Genomic DNA, 19,391 nt, shown 5'->3' with positions numbered 1-19,391 from the left:
TCGGACGCCATGATCAATAGCATTCAATGGGAATATATTTTCAACACGAAGCTGGCTATTGAATCGTTCCCTTATGTCATAAAAGGCATTGGGTATACACTGCTCATCTCTTTTGTAAGCATGTTTGCGGGAACTGTGATCGGCCTGTTCATATCACTCGCCAGAATGTCTAAGCTTGCTTTGTTAAGATGGCCGGCGAAGCTCTATATCTCATTTATGCGGGGCGTTCCGATTTTAGTGATTTTGTTTATCCTTTATTTCGGGTTTCCTTATATCAGCATTCAATTTTCCGCTGTCACGGCTGCTTTAATCGGTTTTAGCCTTAACAGCGCCGCCTACATTGCGGAAATTAACCGTTCAGCCATTTCATCCGTCGAAAAAGGACAGTGGGAAGCCGCATCCTCGCTGGGTCTTTCCTATTGGCAGACGATGAGGGGCATCATTTTGCCGCAATCGATACGTATTGCGCTGCCTCCGCTTGCCAATGTATTGCTCGACTTAATCAAGGCGTCATCTCTCGCTGCGATGATTACAGTGCCGGAATTGCTCCAGCATGCGAAAATCATCGGGGGCAGAGAGTTTGATTATATGACCATGTATATTCTGACCGCTCTCATTTATTGGGCCATCTGCTCCATTGCCGCGGTCTTTCAGAATATCCTTGAGAAAAAATACGCTCATTATGTTTAAACAAACGTTTCATTAAAAAAAGCCGTTCCCCATGGGACGGCTTTTTTTCTATTGATTCAGCTTCCATTTAAACGGGTCCTCAAACAGCGACCAGTCGGAATCAAATTCATACTCAGTCAACAGGCATTGATCAAGCTCTTTCGTGATCGTTTCTTCATCCAGGTCAGTTCCGATAAAAACTAGCTGCGTTAGGCGGTCGCCGAACTCCGGGTCCCACTCCTCCAGGATTTCCGGCTCCTGCTGTTTGACTTGCTCCTGCTCAAGCTTCGGCAGCGCCGCCACCCAATAAGATACAGGCTCAATCGTAACCGACGGACCTGCTTGCGACATCAGCAAAGCGAGGTTGTTATGAGATGCGCACCAGACGATTCCTTTGGCACGAACCACGTTCTTTGGCATTTGATCTATCCATTGATAAAACCGTGTAGAATGAAACGGCAAACGTCTCTTATATACAAATGAAGAGATACCGTATTCTTCTGTTTCCGGGGTGTGTTCCGCATGGCCTGCCGTCAGCTCTTGAATCCAGCCGGCCGATCCGCTCGCTTCCTCGAAGTTAAATAACCCTGTATGCAAAATCTCCTGCGGTTTTACATTTCCTTTGACGGAACGAATGAACTTGGCTCTTGGCTGCAGTTTACGAAGAACTTTTTCAAGCTGTTCGAGCTCTTGCTCGCTGACCAAATCACATTTATTTAAGATCAGTACATCGCAAAACTCAATTTGATCGATCAAGAGGTCGGCGATTTCTCTTTCATCCTCTTCCCCCAATGCTTCTTTGCGGTCCAGAAGGCTTTCGCCTGACTGATAATCATGCCAAAAACGGTTGGCATCAACCACTGTCACCATCGTATCCAGCTGACAGAATTTTGTAAGATCGATTCCCATCTCTTCATCGATATAAGAGAAAGTCTGGGCCACCGGGATCGGTTCGCTGATTCCTGTTGATTCGATGACGATATAATCAAACCGTCCGTCTTTTGCCAGCTTCTCAACTTCAATTAATAAGTCTTCGCGAAGCGTGCAGCAAATGCAGCCGTTTGACATTTCCACAAGCTTTTCATCTGTTCTGGAAAGGCCCCCTTCCTGCTTGACCAAGCCCGCGTCAATGTTCACCTCGCTCATATCGTTTACGATAACCGCTATTTTCAAGCCTTCGCGATTTTGCAGAATGCTGTTCAGCAATGTTGTTTTTCCCGCACCTAGATAACCGCTCAGTACGGTAACCGGAATTTTTTTCATAATAATGCCTCCGTTAAAATAGAATGATTACGATTTAAATTGTATACTTTGCCATATGTACAATGGTGTAGAGCAGCTTTTCGCGCTCATTTCTCGCTGCCGCCCGATTTATAAATCAGTAAAGGCTCCAACCGCGTTTAATCCTTTTCCCCATCGCAAATCCTTGCCGACATTCGGAAAACCGCAGCTTGCATAAAGCAATTGCTCTACTTGAAATGCTGAACCGATGGAGAGCGCAAATATCTCATCAGAATGCGGCTTGTGTATCGTCTCCAGTTTTCAAGAGACGCTTCATGGGGATCAATGACAGCAAGATCCTTAGCCTTTCCGCTTTTCACAGATACAGCCAATGATAAGCCCTTTATCATAAAACGTAATTGTTACGATTTAAATTGTATGGTCTTTTTTCCTTTTTGTCAACGGTTTTCAATTCAGCTGATCACCACTTTTGTATGTTCAGGGATATTTTCATATATCCATTTCGCATCTGGAATGGTCAGCCTGATACAACCGTGAGATGCTTTCGTTCCTAGTTTTTCTGCTTCCGTTTTGATGACTTTTTGATCCTTTGTCATTGGCACACTATGAAATAGAAATTCGCCGTGGTTTTTCCATGATACCCAGTATTCTGCGCCTTCCTGGTATCCTTCGGAGAAAAACCATTCTCCCCGTTCAGGCTCTACATAAAAGGTGCCCTTTGGCGTAGCATCATCTTTTGTTTGATCAAGACCAGAAGAGATCATCATTGTATAGATAGTGTTGCTTCCTTCCTTGATGTAAGCCTTCTGCTCCTTCACATTCACATCAATCCAGACATGCTTCTGTTTAATATCCGGGTATTCTCCGCCCGAAGGCTTCGTCCAATCAATGCTTGTTTTTGCTGTTTTTCGAACGTCCGTTATGTTTTCGACCGTTTTCTTTGTATTGATACTTGCGTGTTCTTCTGCATGATCGGAGCAGGCTGACAGCAGGCTGGCTGGCATAAGAACTGCAACAATGAATAATGAGAGTTTCATATTCTATCCACTTCCTTCGAAAAACACAGCTTCGCATAGGCATCGTGGAGATGGATCGATTCTTCATTTCGGCATTCAATCTCAAAGGCTGACACCCATTCAAGCTCAAACAAATCAGCAGCAATCAGCCGGACGAGATCCTCAACAAATCTCGGGTTTTCATAGGCCGTTTCTGTCACGGCTTTTTCATCAGGCCGCTTCAATACCGGATGCAGTCTCGCAGAAGCATTTGATTCTGCGGCGTGAAGCAAATCGGCTTTAAAATCGCTTGGCAGCGATGCGGCCGGATGAATATCCGCCCAAATGCTGACCGTTCCCCTCTGATTATGGGCGCTGTATTCGCTGATTTCCTTGGAGCAAGGGCACAGAGTCGTTACTTTTGCTGAGATGCCGGCACGCTGTTTAAACGGCTGATCTTTGCGATAGGTGACAGACATGAATATATCAGCATGCATCAAACCCGCTTTCTCAAGCTTCGGGCTTTTCCGTTCGAAAAACCACGGAAACCTCACTTCAACTGTGGCAGATGATATGTCCATGTTTTCTGCAAGCTCTTTCGTAAATTGCTGAAGAGAGGAAAATGAGAGAACCCAGCCATTTTGATGATAGACTTGCAGCAGCTCTGTTAACCGGCTCATGTTAATCCCTTTCTGATTTCTCGGCAAATTACAAGTCATTGTAAAGTTCGCAGCCGTTGTTTGCTCGGCAGGCATCATGGCAGAAGTGATTGTGACTGGTTGGGACACATTAGCGACACCTACATGCTGAATATCAAAAAAATAATCCTTCCTGATATTTTGCAGGTCCTTCATTTTCTCTTTTTCCACTGGTTTCTCGCCTTTGATCGGACTGACCGATCCAAAGTATTGAAGACGCTCCGTTTTTTTCGGGAGCAGCGTATGTTGATTCATTCAGAAAACTCCTCTCACTAACAAATCGTAATAATTACTATTTATTTTGATCGGTTCACTGTTGAAAATCAAGAGAAAATAAAAAAGACACGCACAAACGCGTGTCCGTCAAAAACCTACACATCCGCCGGGCTGCTTTCCGCGCTCCAGCTTTTTCTCCAGTAATAGCCTGCGGCAAGCACAAGTGCAAACGCCAGCAGCGCGATACAGGAAAACGTGATAAAACCGATAGCATATGTGCCTGTCATCTGTTTGAGAGATCCTAAGATGTTCGGCAGGAAAAACCCACCGATTCCTCCGGCCGCACCGACAATTCCCGTCACCATGCCAATTTCTTTGCGAAAACGCTGCGGCACGAGCTGGAATACTGCGCCGTTTCCCATTCCGAGCCCCATCATTCCGACAAACAATAGAACAATAACCATTGAGAGAGATGGCAGGCTGCTGACTCCGGCCATACACAGTGCCACGATGACAAACAATACAGAAAGAACTTTCGTGCCGCCGACACGATCCGAAATCAAGCCCCCGACAGGCCGGAAAAAGCTCCCCGCCGCCACACATAATGTAACGAAGTCCCCTGCGTGAATTTTTGACAGCTGGTATTGATCAACAAAGAAAATAGATAAAAAGCTTGAGAGCCCGACAAATCCGCCAAATGTGACGCTGTACAGCAGGCAGAAAAACCATGTTTCCTTTTGCCCGAACACATGCAGATAGCTTTTGAGCGGCTGGGGAGACGGCTGTGCAGGGGAATCCTTTGCCATGGATACAAAAAGAATAAAGACGATCAATAATGGAATTAGCGCAATTCCCATGACAATGTGCCAGCCGAACTGCTCTGCCAGACGAGGGCCAAACAGGGTTGCAAACAACGTGCCGCTGTTCCCCGCTCCGGCAATCCCCATCGCAAGCCCCTGCAAATGAGGCGGATACCAGCGGCTGGCCATAGGCAGCGCAACGGCAAAGCTTGCCCCCGCCACGCCAAGCAGAATCCCGATGGCATACAGCTCAGTCAGGGAACGGCCGCCGAATGTCCCCCAAAGGAGCGGAATCATCGTCACCAGCATCCCGATCACTGCCGTTTTTTTCGGTCCGATTCTGTCCGTTAAAATACCAAGAATGATACGAAACACTGATCCAGATAAAATCGGCACAGCTACGACAAGCCCTTTCTCAAAAGGAGACAGGCCAAAATCCTGAGAAATATAAACACCCAGCGCCCCTAGCATAACCCATATCATAAAACTGACATCAAAGTATAAAAAGGAACAGAGCAACGTGAGTGGATGACCGCTAGTTTTCAGTTCCGACAGCTTCATAAGATTCCCCTTTCTAGACCCTCATTATTTTACATTTTCTGAATCAAGGATATAGGACCATTATTTTCTGGAAAAGACATGTGTAAGTTTTTGTGACACGTTTAATGCGTTAACAGTGCATTGTGACATAATTTTTAATAGGAGAAAACTTACGAGCTTCGCCAAAGGAGGTCTGATACATGAAGAAACAAAGATTGGTGTTAGCGGGAAACGGCATGGTCGGAATCCGCTGTATTGAAGAAGTATTAAAGCTGAATCGCCACATGTTTGAGATTGTCATTTTCGGAAGCGAGCCGCATCCCAATTACAATCGCATTCTCTTATCCTCTGTATTGCAGGGTGAAGCGTCACTCGATGATATTACACTGAACAGCAAGGATTGGTACGACAAGCACGGGATCACGCTTTACACAGGCGAAACGGTTATTCAAATTGATACAGATCAGCAGCAGGTCATAACGGATCGCAAGCGCATCCTGTCTTATGACAAATTCATTGTGGCAACAGGTTCCTCCCCTCATATTCTCCCTATCCCCGGGGCAGACAAAAAAGGTGTCTATGGATTTCGGACAATAGAAGACTGCCAAGCGCTGATAAACATGGCCCAGCACTTTCAAAAGGCTGCGGTAATCGGAGCCGGCTTATTAGGACTGGAAGCTGCAGTCGGTTTACAGCATCTCGGTATGGATGTCAGTGTCATTCACCACTCCGCCGGCATTATGCAAAAACAGCTCGATCAAACAGCGGCGCGGCTGCTGCAAACAGAGCTGGAACAAAAAGGCCTAACCTTTCTTTTGGAGAAAGACACCGTCTCCATTTCCGGCACCACGAAAGCAGACCGAATCCATTTTAAAGATGGCTCTTCATTAAAAGCAGACTTGATTGTGATGGCGGCCGGCGTCAGACCGAATATTGAATTGGCTGTATCCGCTGGAATCAAAGTGAACCGCGGGATCATCGTGAATGACTTCATGCAGACAAGCGAACCGAATATCTACGCCGTTGGTGAATGCGCCGAGCATAACGGAACGGTGTACGGATTGGTGGCACCGCTTTATGAGCAGGGAAAAGCGCTCGCCAGTCATATTTGCGGCGTTCCATGTGAGGAATATCAAGGCTCAGCACCATCTGCGGCGTTAAAAATAGCTGGAATCGATGTGTGGTCAGCAGGAAAGATCCAAGAGGATGAACACACAACGAGCATCAAAATCTACGACGAACAAGCAGGCGTTTATAAAAAAGCACTTTTTGCAGATGACAAACTGGCCGGCGTTATTTCATTCGGAAACACCCGTGACAAGCAGCGGCTTCTCGACAGCCTGCTTAAACAACGAGACATCTCCATTGTCAAAAAGCAGATCATCGAACCGGAGACAAGCGGCCCTTTATTTGAATCCATGCCTTCCAGTGAAACGATTTGCCAATGCAACACAGTGACGAAAGGCGCGATTGAAGACGCGGTGCACACGAATAGCTTAACAACTGTTGAGGAAGTCAAGCACTGCACCAAAGCCACTGGGTCCTGCGGAGGATGCAAACCGCTCGTTGAGGACCTTTTGAGGTACATGACCAACAGCGAATATACGAAGCCCGCCGGCACACCTTCGTTTTGCAGCTGTACTGATTTTACAGAAGACGACATCATCGCTGAGCTTCAGCGCAGGCCATTCACTAATCCGGCAGAAGTGATGAACCAGCTTGACTGGAAAACAAAAAACGGATGCAGTACTTGTGTTCCTGCGATTCAATACTATCTGGAAATGCTGTACCCTGGGTTTGTCCAGCCTGAGCCAGCCACTGAAGAGACATGCATCCTGATTCCGCAAATGTACGGCGGGCGGACAAACGCGGAGCAGCTAAGAACCATCGCCAACATCATTGAGGCATACAGCATTTCCGACGTATCCATCACTCACGGCCAAAGGCTGAAGCTTTCCGGGATCAAGCCTGCGGATCTCCCGAACATGAAAAAAGACCTGAAAATGCCCGTTTACACCAATGAACCCCGACACGCGCTGCAAAGCATCAAAGCATGTACATGCGGGCAAAATCGATCGATTCAGCAGCTGGCAGCCCAAATCGAAAGACAACTTGAGACGCTTCCCTTACCCGCTCCCATTTCTATCAGCTTATCATGTGAAACAAACTGCACCGATGCCGCCCTGCAAGATGTCGGCGCAATTCGGACACAAGGTGGCTGGGACATTTACATCGGCGGCGTCCGGGGAACTCATGCCCGTTCAGGAGCTCTGTTTTGCGTGACTGAGAACGAAGACAGCACTGCCGGCATGATCAAAGGACTGATCCAGTATTATCGGGAAACGGCTCATTACTCAGAAGCTGTTCATCAGTGGATAGACCGTCTCGGGATCGTTCATATCAGAGAAGTGCTATTCGAAGAAGACCTAAGGGCACAGCTGCTGGAAAGCCTCCAAACAGATCTGTCACTGATTCAAAACCCGACTGTAGAGACGGGCGCATATAAGAAAGGATGAGGCATTTTGACTGAACGACTGCTTAGATATTTCCGTGATAAACAGCAAGACGTCCAATCAGAAAAAACATATGACACTCAATGCCCCTTTTGCAGCATGCAGTGCAAAATGCAGCTCGTGGAACAAACCATCGTCACGCGCAAAAAGTACACTGCGATCGGGATTGATAATCCTACGACACAGGGCAGGTTATGCATGAAGGGCATGAACGCCCACCAGCATGCCCTGAACTCCTCCCGCATCACCCGGCCGCTGCTGAAGAAAAACGGCGAGTTTATGCCTGTTTCCTGGGAAGAAGCACTGAATCATATCAAAGACCAAGTGACAATGATACAAGCAGAACACGGCCATGACGCCATGGCGGTATACGGAAGCGCCTCGATTACAAATGAAGAGGCATATTTGTTAGGGAAATTCGCGCGGGTGGGCTTACAGACAAAATACATCGACTACAACGGGAGGCTTTGTATGTCCGCCGCAGCAACCGCAGCCAACCAAACATTCGGCGCAGACAGAGGCTTAACGAATCCCTTATCAGACATTCCCCACACCCGTGTGATCATTCTGGCCGGCACCAATATCGCGGAATGCCAGCCTACGATTATGCCGTATTTTGAAAAAGCGAAAGAAAACGGAGCTTACATCATTGCCATTGATCCGCGTGAAACAGCAACAACAAAAATCTCCGATCTTCATCTGAAAATCAAACCCGGCACAGACGCCGCCCTCGCCAACGGTCTCGTCAAAATCATCATTGACGAACAGCTTATAAACGAGGATTTCATTCAATCACGAACAAATGGATTCGAAGAGCTGAAGCAGCATACTGACTCGTTGGAGCTGAATGACATCGCCGAACAGACGAGTGTCCCGCTGGCGGATATAAGAAAAGCTGCTGTAAAGTTTGCCAAGGAAACGTCCGGCATGCTGTTTACAGCCCGCGGGATTGAACAGCAAACCGATGGAACAGCGGCTGTGAAAGGCTTCTTAAACATGGTGCTGATCACAGGAAAAATCGGCAAGCCTTACTCAGGTTACGGGGCGATCACCGGACAAGGCAACGGGCAAGGTGCAAGAGAGCATGGCCAAAAAGCCGATCAGCTTCCGGGCTATCGATCTATTGAAAACGAACAACACCGGGCACATGTTGCGAAAGTGTGGGGAATCCATCAGGATGATCTGCCGCGAAAAGGTGTCTCAGCCTATGAAATGATGGAAAAAATCAACGACGGCGACATCAAAGGATTGTTCCTCATGTGCTCCAATCCTGCTGTCTCCAGCCCAAATGCGAATCTCGTGAAAAAGGCTTTAAGGAAACTGACATTCTTTGTTGCAATCGATTTGTTTATTTCTGAGACTGCGAAATACGCAGATGTGATTTTACCCGCCTCCTCTTACTTAGAAGATGAAGGCACCATGACAAATGTAGAAGGACGCGTGACATTAAGAGAAGCAAGCCGGCCATGCCCCGGCGAAGCAAAGCATGATTGGCAGATCATTTGTGATCTCGCATCCGCTCTCGGCAAGGGCCGCTACTTTTCTTATACGTCAGCGGAGGATATTTTTAATGAATTGAGAGAAGCGAGCCGAGGCGGGATTGCCGATTATTCAGGCATCTCATACGGCAGGCTCAGACGTGAAGGCGGCATTCATTGGCCGTGTCCGGAATCTGATCATCCCGGAACTGGGCGCTTGTTTACAGAATCATTTGCTCATCCGGATCAAAAAGCGGCATTAAGTGTGATTCCAAACGAACCACCTGTTCCAAAAGAGAAGCCGACAGCCGATTATCCGCTTTATTTAACGACAGGCAGAGTCATGTCTCACTACTTAACAGGCGTCCAAACAAGAAAAAGCGCCGCCCTTGCCGCGAGACATTTTGAATCGTTTATGGAAATCCATCCGCAAACAGCAGCGACCTACAATATCGAGGACCGTGTACTGGTAAAAATAGAATCGCCGCGGGGAAGCATCACCGTCCGCAGCAAATTATCAGAACAAATCAGAAAAGATACCGTTTTTGTTCCCATCCATTGGGCAGACGCTCAAAATGTGAATGATTTAATCGGGGAAGCCTTAGATCCAGCCTGTAAAATGCCCGGTTTTAAGGTATGCGCCGTCCGAATCAGACCTATTTAAATTTTTCATAAAATTTTTAGAACTTTTCGTATATTTTGTTACATTTTATAACATGTATCTTAAATATTCCTTTTTGCTGTGCTACGCTGGAAAAAACATTTGATAAGGAGCGGATCATCTGATGGGAAAAAAACAGCTAGTTCTTGTTGGTAATGGAATGGCCGGGGTAAGGGCCATTGAAGAGATACTGAGTGTTGCTAAAGACGAGTTTCAGATCACAATTTTCGGTGCCGAACCGCATCCCAATTACAACCGAATCCTTTTGTCAAAAGTGCTTCAAGGCGATACAGATATTAAAGATATTACGTTAAACGATTGGGACTGGTACGAAGAAAACAACATTCAATTGTATACAAATGAAACAGTCATCAAAGTGGACACGGAAAACAAAACAGTCATCACAGATGCAGACAGAATCCAGCCTTACGATGAATTGATCCTGGCGACAGGATCGGTCCCTTTTATCCTTCCGATTCCGGGCGCAGACAAAAAAGGCGTCACAGCTTTCCGGGACATAAAAGATACAGACACAATGCTCGCCGCGTCAAAACAATATAAAAAAGCTGCCGTCATCGGCGGAGGACTACTTGGTTTGGAAGCAGCTCGCGGACTGCTGAATCTCGGCATGGACGTGTCCGTCATCCACCTTGCCCCATTCCTGATGGAGCGCCAGCTTGATGCAACGGCAGGACGCCTGCTGCAAAACGAGTTAGAAAAACAAGGTATGACCTTTTTACTTGAAAAGCAAACAGAAGAAATTGTCGGTGACGACCGTGTCGAAGGCCTCCGATTCAAGGATGGCACAAGCATTGAAGCTGATTTAGTCGTCATGGCTGTCGGCATCCGCCCAAATACAACGCTCGGGGCCGAGAGCGGCATTCCGGTTAACCGCGGCATCATCGTCAACGATTATATGCAGACTGAAATCCCGCACATTTACGCGGTCGGCGAATGTGCCGAGCACCGAGGAATCGCCTACGGGCTTGTGGCGCCGCTGTATGAACAGGCAAAAGTGCTGGCAAAGCATATGTGCGGCATCGAAACAAAACCGTATGAGGGCTCCGTTCTCTCCACACAGTTAAAGGTATCAGGCGTCGAGGTCTTCTCTGCCGGTGACTTTAACGAATCAGAGGAGAAAAAAGCGATTAAAGTCTTCGATGAGCAGGACGGCATCTATAAAAAAATAGTCCTGAGAGGCAATCAAATTGTCGGTGCTGTTTTATTCGGCGACAGCAGCGAAGGCAATCGCCTGTTTTCTATGATTCAAAAAGAAGCCGATATCTCTGAAACCTCTAAAATATCAATCTTACAGCCCCTCAGCCAGGAAGCAGGCACAAGCATAACCGCAGCGATGAGCGACGATGAAATCATCTGCGGCTGTAACGGCGTGTCAAAAGGTGCGATTATTCAAGCCATACAGGAAAAGGGCTGCTCGTCAACGGACGAAATCAAAGCATGCACCGGCGCATCCCGCTCATGCGGAGGCTGTAAGCCGCTCGTAGAAGAAATCCTCCAGCATACGCTCGGATCAGACTTTGATGCGTCAGCGCAAAAAGAAGCCATTTGCGGCTGCACCACATTGTCGAGAGATGAAGTCGTAGAAGAAATCAAAGCCAAAGGGCTGTCACATACAAGAGAAGTCATGAATGTGCTCGGCTGGAAAACGCCAGAAGGCTGTTCTAAATGCCGACCCGCTCTGAACTACTACTTAGGCATGATCAATCCAACCAAATACGAGGATGACCGGACATCCCGCTTTGTTAATGAACGAATGCACGCCAATATTCAAAAAGACGGAACATACTCAGTCGTTCCTCGGATGTACGGCGGCGTGACCAACTCCACAGATTTGCGCAAGATCGCCGATGTCGTTGACAAATATGAGATCCCGCTCGTGAAAATGACAGGCGGCCAGCGAATTGATCTTATCGGCGTGAAAAAAGAAGACCTTCCGAAGGTATGGGAAGATCTTGATATGCCATCGGGCTACGCGTACGGAAAAACGCTCCGCACAGTGAAAACATGTGTAGGCAAGCAATTCTGCCGCTTCGGCACACAAGACTCCATGGCACTGGGCATTGCGCTTGAGAAAAAATTCGAAGGGCTGAACACGCCTCACAAAGTCAAAATGGCCGTGTCTGCCTGCCCGCGAAACTGTGCGGAATCCGGCATTAAGGACCTTGGCGTTGTCGGCATCGACGGAGGCTGGGAGCTTTATGTCGGCGGAAACGGCGGAACCCATTTGCGTGCCGGCGATTTGCTGATGAAGGTGAAAACAAATGAAGAAGTCTTAGAATACGCGGGCGCTTACCTGCAATATTACAGGGAAACCGCAAACTATCTGGAGCGTACGTCCGCATGGCTTGAGCGCGTCGGTTTATCCCATGTCCAATCCGTGTTAAACGATCCGGAAAAGCGGCAGGAGCTGAACCACCGAATGAATGAAACACTCTCTGTCCACAAGGATCCGTGGAAAGACTTTTTAGAGGATAAACAAACCTCTAAAGAATTATTTGAAAATGTCGTGACCACATCATAATGACAAAAACTATCATTGAGGAGGAATGGACATGGTAAACAAAGACGTAACAAAAGTATGTATCGGAAAAATTGAAGAATTGCCTGAACAATTAGGCAAAACAGTGTATATTGAAGATAAGGAGCTCGCGGTTTTCAAGCTTTCAGACGGAAGCATCCGCGCCATCGAAAACCGCTGTCCGCATAAGGGCGGCGTCCTGGCAGAAGGCATCGTCAGCGGTCAATATGTTTTCTGCCCGATGCACGACTGGAAAATTTCCTTAGAAGACGGAATCGTCCAAGAACCTGACCACGGATGCGTCAAAACATATGAAACGCTGATCGAAGGAGAACATGTTTATCTCGTATATTGATCAAAAGACCGGATCACTTTTCTAGTGGTCCTTCATTTTTTACAGTGACGGAAGGATGACATGATCATGAAGAACGGAATCGTATATTTCGTGGGAGCCGGACCCGGCGACCCAGGCCTGCTCACCATCAAAGGAAAACAGGCGCTCAAGGAAGCAGATGTGATTTTATATGACCGGCTCGCCAACCCGAAGCTGCTCGAATTTGCATCACCGGACTGCCAGTTTATTTATTGCGGAAAACTGCCAAACCGCCATTTTATGAAACAAAAAGAAATTAACGCCCTGCTGGTTGAAAAAGCATTAAATGGGTTAACCGTCGTTCGCTTGAAGGGCGGAGATCCGAGCGTATTCGGCAGAGTCGGCGAGGAAGCAGATGCTCTTCATGAGCACGGCATTCGCTATGAAATGGTGCCGGGAATCACCTCTGGAATTGCAGCGCCGCTATATGCGGGCATCCCCGTCACGCATCGGGATTTCGCATCGTCTTTTGCCATGATTACAGCGCATGATAAATCATTAAAAGGCACGCCGAACCTTGACTGGGAAGGGCTTGCACGAAGCGTACAAACCCTTGTTTTTTACATGGGTGTCAAGAACTTGTCTTATATTTGCCAGCAGCTTATTTCATACGGGAAATCGCCTTCTGTCCCTGTCATTGTCATCCAATGGGGAACGTGGGGCCGCCAGCGGAGTGTGAAAGGAACACTTGAGAACATTCAGCAAAAAGTGCAGGAACACCAGATTACAAACCCTGCGATTATCGTCATCGGAGATATCGTCAACTTTCAAACACATAGCTGGTTTGAAAGCAAACCGCTCATCGGACGGCATTTGATGGTTGTGACTCATGGCGAAGATGAAGACCCGCTTGCAGACAAGCTGCTCGATTCCGGCGCCGATGTCATCGAGTGGCCGAAATGGCGGACCGAAAACATGCCAGTCAATGAAGACATTCTTCGAAAGATTGGCACCTTTGAAGACGTTTTTTTCACATCGCGCCGAGCGGTTTGTGAATTTTTCAGAGCACTGGCTTCTCAGAAAATCGACATCCGCCAGCTGACAGCCAAACTGAGTGCAGCATCTGAGCAAGCAAAGACAGAGCTTGAGAAACGGGGCTTTCTTGTCACCGCCATTCAACCTGATTCAGAGAAACGTCTTGTTGTCGGGAGCCGCCATGCAGTGGAATTCATACAAAAGCATGAATCCTGTTCGTTTTATATCACTCATGAAAACGTCATAGATGACCGTTTCACCCACATGATTCAGCGTACCATCAGTGAATCCCCGCTGCACATGGTCATTTGCCCGAACAAGCTGTCCGTGCAGCAATTGATCAATGGTGGCGAACAAATTGGCATTTTGCCGGAACCGTCAGCAAGCCGGCCTCCTATCGTCTGTATAGGCGATGACTCAGCTGCCGGGGCTTATGGATTCACAGCCATCCAAGAACAGGATGAATTATTTGCTTTCATCCAAAATCAACAAGCGGAAAAAAAACTCCTTCACAGCTGATGGCAAACAGCCCTTTCCCCCAAGGGCTGTTTTATTTATGTACCAATTTTTTATGATGGGTGGAATACATCGCCATATTCTCAGCCTTAGGATCCAAATAAGCCTTAGCGCTGTTAACTGCTGTCGGGCCTTCGGTAAAGCCGCCGGCAATTAATCTCAGCTTGCTTTCATAAAAAGCCGCGTCGCCCGCCACAAACACGCCCGGAAGATTCGTTCGCATATGTCTGTCAGCTTTCACCCTGCCTTCTTCAATCTCCAGTCCCCACTCCTTCATCGGCCCGAGATCAATTTTGAACCCATGATTGATGATCAGCTCATCAATTTCTATGTCTTCCCTCTGGCTAGACTCAGTATGACAAACGGTCACGCTTTTGATGCGCTCTTCATCTCCGTTCAACTGCTCCAGCCGATAAGGAGTAAGCACCCGCACCGATGATTGCTTCATTTTCGTCACGCTGCTTTCCATTCCGCCGAATTCCTCACGCCGATGAACGACAGTCACAGACGCCGCAATCGGTTCAAGCTCATTAGCCCAATCGACCGCAGTATCTCCGCCGCCTGATATCACCACGCGCTTATCTTTAAACGCATCGAGCTTCTCCACTCCATAATGAAGATTTTTGCCCGCATATCGGGCCGCATCCTCGCTGTCAAACTCATTGACCTCAAGTGTACCCATGCCGCAAGCCAAAATCACAGTTCTTGTATAGTGCTTTTCCCCTTCAGAACCCGTCAGTACAATGGTGCCGTCATTCAGGCGTTCAAACCCGGTCACACGCTGATTCAATACGATATCAGGATCAAACGTTGCCGCCTGCTCCTTCAGCTGCTCGATCAGCTGCTTTCCCGCAATCCCCGGTATGCCGCCGATATCGCGAATGATTTTCTCAGGAAAGAATAAAGACACCTTCCCTCCGAGCTTCGGCAAAAATTCGATTACCTTTGTTTTTAGCTCCCGCATCCCGCAGTAAAAAGCAGTAAACAGCCCAATCGGCCCCCCGCCTATAATCGTAACGTCATATACCTCTTGATTCTCAGCCATCCGTCCTGCCTCCCGTTCACATCTATATCAAAGTTTTAATTGAGAATGAATATCAATACAAAGTATATCATATTTCAAGGGCCTTTGTTTATTCATTTCTTCTACCTTGTGGTCAATTGCTGAAAACTCTATAATAGGCAAAAACCAATTGGGTGAAACAGATGAAAAGACGAGTCGAAACGATCACCTTCGATGGCAGTACACTAGAATATTCTGTGACAGGCAAGGGAACTCCGATCCTTGTCATGCATGGCGGGCATTCAAATTGTTACGAGGAATTCGGATACACAGCGTTGATTGAACAAGGGTATTCCATCATTACGCCTTCAAGGCCCGGCTATGGACGAACGTCAAAAGAAATTGGAAAAAGTCTTGCCAACGCCTGCCGTTTCTATGTGAAATTATTAGATCATTTACAAATCGACAGTGTCCATGTGATCGCCATCTCAGCAGGAGGGCCGAGCGGCATATGCTTTGCCTCACATTATCCAGAAAGAGTAAATACATTGACTCTGCAATCCGCGGTCACCAAAGAGTGGCTCACCCCAAAAGACACTGAATATAAATTGGGGAGAATTCTCTTCCGCCCGCCGGTGGAAAAGTGGATATGTAAGCTGATTTCTTCTTTGAATAACGCTTTCCCGCGTTTGATGTTTCGATCTATGAGCCCCCAATTCAGCACGCTTCCGTTTCAGCGAATCAAGTCCTTGATGAATGAAAAAGACATAGAAGCATTTCGGAAAATGAACAGCCGGCAGCGCTCGGGTGAAGGATTTCTGATTGACTTGTCACAAACCGCCGCTGTCTCTTTAAAAGACCTGCAAGCCATCATATGTCCCGTGCTGATTATGCAAAGTGTTTATGATGGATTGGTTGACTTGTCACATGCACATCATGCAAAAGAGCACATTCGTGGCGCTGTTCTCTGTTTGCTTCACTCATGGGGACACCTGATTTGGCTCGGAAAAGAAGCTGCAGAAACAGACAGTATCCTACTCGGTTTTTTGGAATCCTAACCAAAGTGAAACGATCCTTTCCCTTCCTCCGTCAAACAAGCAGTGCCTTTTTTTCTGGTATCATAAGAAAGGCAGCTTAACATGAGCGGAGGTTTTATTGTGACAGCACAATCATCTTTTCTTCAGCTGAATTCTATTTTTATCAGCATTTTAATAGAAGCCATTCCGTTTATTCTGATTGGCGTCATACTTTCCGGAATCATTCAAATGTTTGTTTCTGAAGAAATGATTGCAAGAATCATGCCGAAAAACCGTTTTCTCGCCGTTTTATTCGGTGCGCTGGCCGGCGTTTTATTTCCCGCCTGCGAATGCGGCATCATCCCGATTACGAGGCGGCTTCTGTTAAAGGGAGTTCCTCTGCATGCGGGCGTTGCTTTCATGCTGACCGCGCCTATCATTAATCCTATCGTTTTATTTTCTACTTATATTGCGTTCGGGAATAGATGGAGCGTGGTCTTTTACAGAGGCGGACTGGCTCTCGCCGTTTCGCTGATCATCGGGGTCATCTTATCCTATCAATTTAAGGATACCCAGCTTTTAAAGCCTGATGAACCCGGGCACCATCATCATCACGGCACCTTGCTCCAAAAACTGGGCGGGACCTTGCGGCATGCCATTGATGAATTTTTCTCCGTGGGGAAATATTTAATCATCGGCGCCTTTATCGCAGCCGCTATGCAGACGTATGTCAAAACATCCACTCTGCTTGCGATCGGGCAGAATGATGTATCCTCTTCCCTCGTGATGATGGGTCTGGCGTTTGTCCTGTCGCTTTGTTCAGAAGTTGATGCGTTCATCGCGTCTTCCTTCAGCAGCACGTTTTCATTAGGATCGTTAATCGCCTTTCTCGTCTTTGGCGCAATGGTGGATATTAAGAATCTATTGATGATGCTTGCGGCCTTCAAAAAACGATTTGTTTTCCTGCTGATTACATACATTGTCGTGATTGTTTTAGCGGGATCACTACTGGTAAAGGGGTGATTGGATGTTTCGTTTATTGGTGCTGATGGGATTTACGTTTTTCTTTTATCATCTGCATGCCTCAGGAAATCTAACAAAATATATCAATATGAAATATGCCTATCTTTCCTTTATTGCGATCTTCCTGCTGGCTATTCTGACCGCCGTCCAAGCGTACCTATTTATCAAGTCGCCTGAAAAAAGCGGGCATCACCATGACCATGATTGCGGGTGCGGCCATGATCACGAGCATGACCATGAACAAAACAAGCCATTTTACCAGCGTTATTTGATATATGTTGTTTTTCTTTTTCCTTTGGTGTCAGGCATCTTCTTCCCGATTGCAACGCTTGACTCATCCATTGTCAAAACAAAAGGGTTCTCATTTAAGGCGATGGAGAGCGGAGATCACTACTCCCAAACACAGTATTTGCGGCCTGATGCCAGCCTTTATTACGCGCAAGACAGCTATGACAAACAAATGAAACAGCTGTTTAATAAGTATTCCAGCAAAAAAGAGATTTCTCTGACCGATGACGATTTCCTAAAAGGAATGGAAACCATCTATAACTATCCGGGTGAATTTCTCGGACGGACGATAGAATTTCATGGATTTGCTTACAAAGGAAACGCTATTAACAAAAATCAGCTGTTCGTATTAAGGTTTGGCATCATTCACTGTATCGCTGATTCCGGCGTGTACGGGATGCTTGTGGAATTTCCGAAGGACATGGACATCAAGGATGATGAATGGATTCACATTAAGGGCACTCTGGCCTCAGAATATTACCAGCCATTCAAGTCAACTCTCCCTGTCGTCAAAGTAACTGACTGGAATACCATTAAAAAACCTGATGATCCGTATGTTTACAGAGGATTTTAAGTGAAGACGAAACCAGTACAAGTACTGGTTTCTTTTTTATTTCTTTTTCATCAGCATCAAATCGAGATAGAGCTGGCACCGCGTTCTGAAATCGCTTAAATCGATCGACGTCATCTCAGTAATTTGTTTGATGCGGTAATTCAATGTATTTTGGTGAATAAACAGCTGTTCTGCCGCTGGTTTTGTTTTGCAGTTGTTGAGGAGATAGATTTCCAAGGTTTTGAGCAGCTCAGTGCTGCTTTCTTCGTCTTTCGCTTTTAATAAAGCTAAATCTTTATTCTCGTATTCTAAAAATTCATTTTTCTGTTCGATGCTTTCTAAATAACGGTAAATGCCGAGTTTGGCATATTCATATGGAATGTTTTCCTGATTGCCGGTGATTTCTGCGGCTTTGATGACTTCAAGTGCTTCTGTGTAGCTCTTGCCAAGTTTTAATAGGTGATTATATTCGTTTCCGATACCGATATAAATAGGGGTAGGTATTTTTTGAAAGTGAAAATGTGTTAACAGCTTGTTAATAAATTCAGAAGCTGCTGAGGAGACGGAGCTTTTTTGGGAAAAACTCGCTACGACGATGACAATGTTTGATTCGATCGTTAAGACATGACTGACCTTATCCCGTAAATTCAGGTACGACCTGATATTTTCCTTTAAATCCTCAACCGCTTCCCCATCCCCATTTGCGGCGTGCAGGATCACAACTGAAAACATGGAAGGCAGCACGGTGTTGATCCTTTCAGCTTCTCGTCTGAGTTCCTTCTCAGAGGTAAATTGCTGATAGATCGCCCGTTTGATGAGATCCTCTGCTTTTTCTTCCTTTTCCTGTTTCAATTTATTCGTTTTATAAATGATTTTCCCGACATGGAAGGAGGTCTCGTACAAAAAGTCGAGCTCTTCATCCGTCAGATTTTGGTCCAGCTCCTGAATCCAGATGTAGCCCATGACTTTCCCTTTGTGCTTTGCACTCACGACCACCCTCTGGTTTAACCCAATGCTTTCAATTTTATTGACGCGAAAAGGCTCAGGCTCTGTTTTCAATTTTTCAATAATTCCGTCCTTCAGAAACCTCTCAAAAATCTGGACCGGACACTTTTTCGAAAAAATAGTCTGCTGGTTGGCAGAATCAAAATGGTTAATATAGTAAGAATTATAGGCTAACAAAAAGAAATCCGCGCTTTCCAGTATCACTGGCTTTTGCAGCTCATAGCTAATAAAATCAATCAGCTTATCAACATCTGAAAATGAAAAAACTCTCTCTAAAAGCTCTTCCAT

At 46.5% G+C, this 19,391-nt stretch carries 16 protein-coding genes and 1 pseudogene; 9 read left to right on the top strand and 8 right to left on the bottom strand.

The window, feature by feature from the left end; genetic code table 11:
- Nucleotides 1–9: 9 nt before the first annotated feature.
- Nucleotides 10–690, top strand: a complete 681-nt coding sequence (locus tag NSQ09_RS07780; RefSeq protein WP_129137449.1) for an amino acid ABC transporter permease — start codon at nt 10–12, stop codon at nt 688–690.
- A gap of 48 nt (nt 691–738) precedes the next feature.
- Here NSQ09_RS07780 and zinU read toward each other — a convergent pair whose 3' ends face one another.
- From zinU to NSQ09_RS07750, 6 genes and pseudogenes are all read right to left on the bottom strand, one after another.
- Entirely contained in the window at nt 739–1,932 is a 1,194-nt protein-coding gene (zinU, locus tag NSQ09_RS07775) for a zinc metallochaperone ZinU (protein ID WP_024572175.1), read from the bottom strand.
- Nucleotides 1,933–1,959: 27 nt separating this feature from the next.
- Nucleotides 1,960–2,133: pseudogene (locus NSQ09_RS07770) on the bottom strand (hypothetical protein).
- Between the two features lie 5 nt (nt 2,134–2,138).
- On the bottom strand, nt 2,139–2,282 hold the full coding sequence (locus NSQ09_RS07765; protein WP_250621604.1) for a hypothetical protein: 144 nt from the start codon (nt 2,280–2,282) through the stop codon (nt 2,139–2,141).
- 81 nt (nt 2,283–2,363) lie between these two features.
- Nucleotides 2,364–2,948, bottom strand: coding sequence for a L,D-transpeptidase (locus tag NSQ09_RS07760; RefSeq protein ID WP_129137448.1), 585 nt, complete (start codon nt 2,946–2,948; stop codon nt 2,364–2,366).
- Complete coding sequence (gene folE2, locus NSQ09_RS07755) at nt 2,945–3,859, bottom strand: GTP cyclohydrolase FolE2 (RefSeq protein ID WP_129137447.1); 915 nt, start codon at nt 3,857–3,859, stop codon at nt 2,945–2,947. Before folE2 ends, NSQ09_RS07760 begins: the two co-directional genes overlap by 4 nt.
- Nucleotides 3,860–3,975: 116 nt before the next feature.
- A complete protein-coding gene (locus NSQ09_RS07750) occupies nt 3,976–5,181 on the bottom strand; it encodes an MFS transporter (protein WP_003246358.1) in 1,206 nt (401 codons plus the stop codon).
- Between the two features lie 179 nt (nt 5,182–5,360).
- Between NSQ09_RS07750 and nasB the strand changes: the two genes are divergently transcribed.
- From nasB to cobA, 5 genes are all read left to right on the top strand, one after another.
- Nucleotides 5,361–7,676, top strand: coding sequence for an assimilatory nitrate reductase electron transfer subunit NasB (gene nasB / locus NSQ09_RS07745; RefSeq protein ID WP_341030817.1), 2,316 nt, complete (start codon nt 5,361–5,363; stop codon nt 7,674–7,676).
- 6 nt (nt 7,677–7,682) lie between these two features.
- Nucleotides 7,683–9,815: an assimilatory nitrate reductase catalytic subunit NasC gene (gene nasC / locus NSQ09_RS07740; protein WP_041351893.1), complete on the top strand. Its 2,133-nt coding sequence runs from the start codon at nt 7,683–7,685 to the stop codon at nt 9,813–9,815.
- 121 nt (nt 9,816–9,936) lie between these two features.
- Nucleotides 9,937–12,354: an NADPH-nitrite reductase gene (nasD, locus tag NSQ09_RS07735; protein ID WP_041336895.1), complete on the top strand. Its 2,418-nt coding sequence runs from the start codon at nt 9,937–9,939 to the stop codon at nt 12,352–12,354.
- A 31-nt stretch (nt 12,355–12,385) separates the two neighbouring features.
- Complete coding sequence (gene nirD / locus NSQ09_RS07730; RefSeq protein WP_003246252.1) at nt 12,386–12,706, top strand: nitrite reductase small subunit NirD; 321 nt, start codon at nt 12,386–12,388, stop codon at nt 12,704–12,706.
- 60 nt (nt 12,707–12,766) lie between these two features.
- Nucleotides 12,767–14,218, top strand: a complete 1,452-nt coding sequence (cobA, locus tag NSQ09_RS07725) for a uroporphyrinogen-III C-methyltransferase (protein WP_144459254.1) — start codon at nt 12,767–12,769, stop codon at nt 14,216–14,218.
- Between the two features lie 31 nt (nt 14,219–14,249).
- On the opposite strand, the gene ffoR is transcribed toward cobA, so the two are convergent.
- Nucleotides 14,250–15,260: a ferredoxin--NADP(+) reductase gene (gene ffoR, locus NSQ09_RS07720; RefSeq protein ID WP_144459252.1), complete on the bottom strand. Its 1,011-nt coding sequence runs from the start codon at nt 15,258–15,260 to the stop codon at nt 14,250–14,252.
- A 161-nt stretch (nt 15,261–15,421) separates the two neighbouring features.
- Between ffoR and NSQ09_RS07715 the strand changes: the two genes are divergently transcribed.
- From NSQ09_RS07715 to NSQ09_RS07705, 3 genes are all read left to right on the top strand, one after another.
- The gene (locus NSQ09_RS07715) at nt 15,422–16,276 is read left to right on the top strand and encodes an alpha/beta fold hydrolase (protein ID WP_017696112.1); all 855 of its coding nucleotides are present in this window, start codon (nt 15,422–15,424) and stop codon (nt 16,274–16,276) included.
- Nucleotides 16,277–16,375: 99 nt separating this feature from the next.
- Nucleotides 16,376–17,257, top strand: a complete 882-nt coding sequence (locus tag NSQ09_RS07710; protein WP_072557077.1) for a permease — start codon at nt 16,376–16,378, stop codon at nt 17,255–17,257.
- 4 nt (nt 17,258–17,261) lie between these two features.
- Entirely contained in the window at nt 17,262–18,119 is an 858-nt protein-coding gene (locus NSQ09_RS07705; RefSeq protein WP_003234649.1) for a TIGR03943 family putative permease subunit, read from the top strand.
- 36 nt (nt 18,120–18,155) lie between these two features.
- Here the strand turns inward: NSQ09_RS07705 and putR are convergent, their stop codons facing one another.
- A complete protein-coding gene (gene putR, locus NSQ09_RS07700) occupies nt 18,156–19,391 on the bottom strand; it encodes a proline utilization transcriptional regulator PutR (protein ID WP_341030812.1) in 1,236 nt (411 codons plus the stop codon).

This window comes from Bacillus sp. FSL W8-1202 (assembly GCF_038006165.1).
GTDB lineage: Bacteria > Bacillota > Bacilli > Bacillales > Bacillaceae > Bacillus > Bacillus subtilis.
Note: the sequence above shows the minus strand (reverse complement) of the source record. Positions and strands in the feature narration are given on the sequence as shown.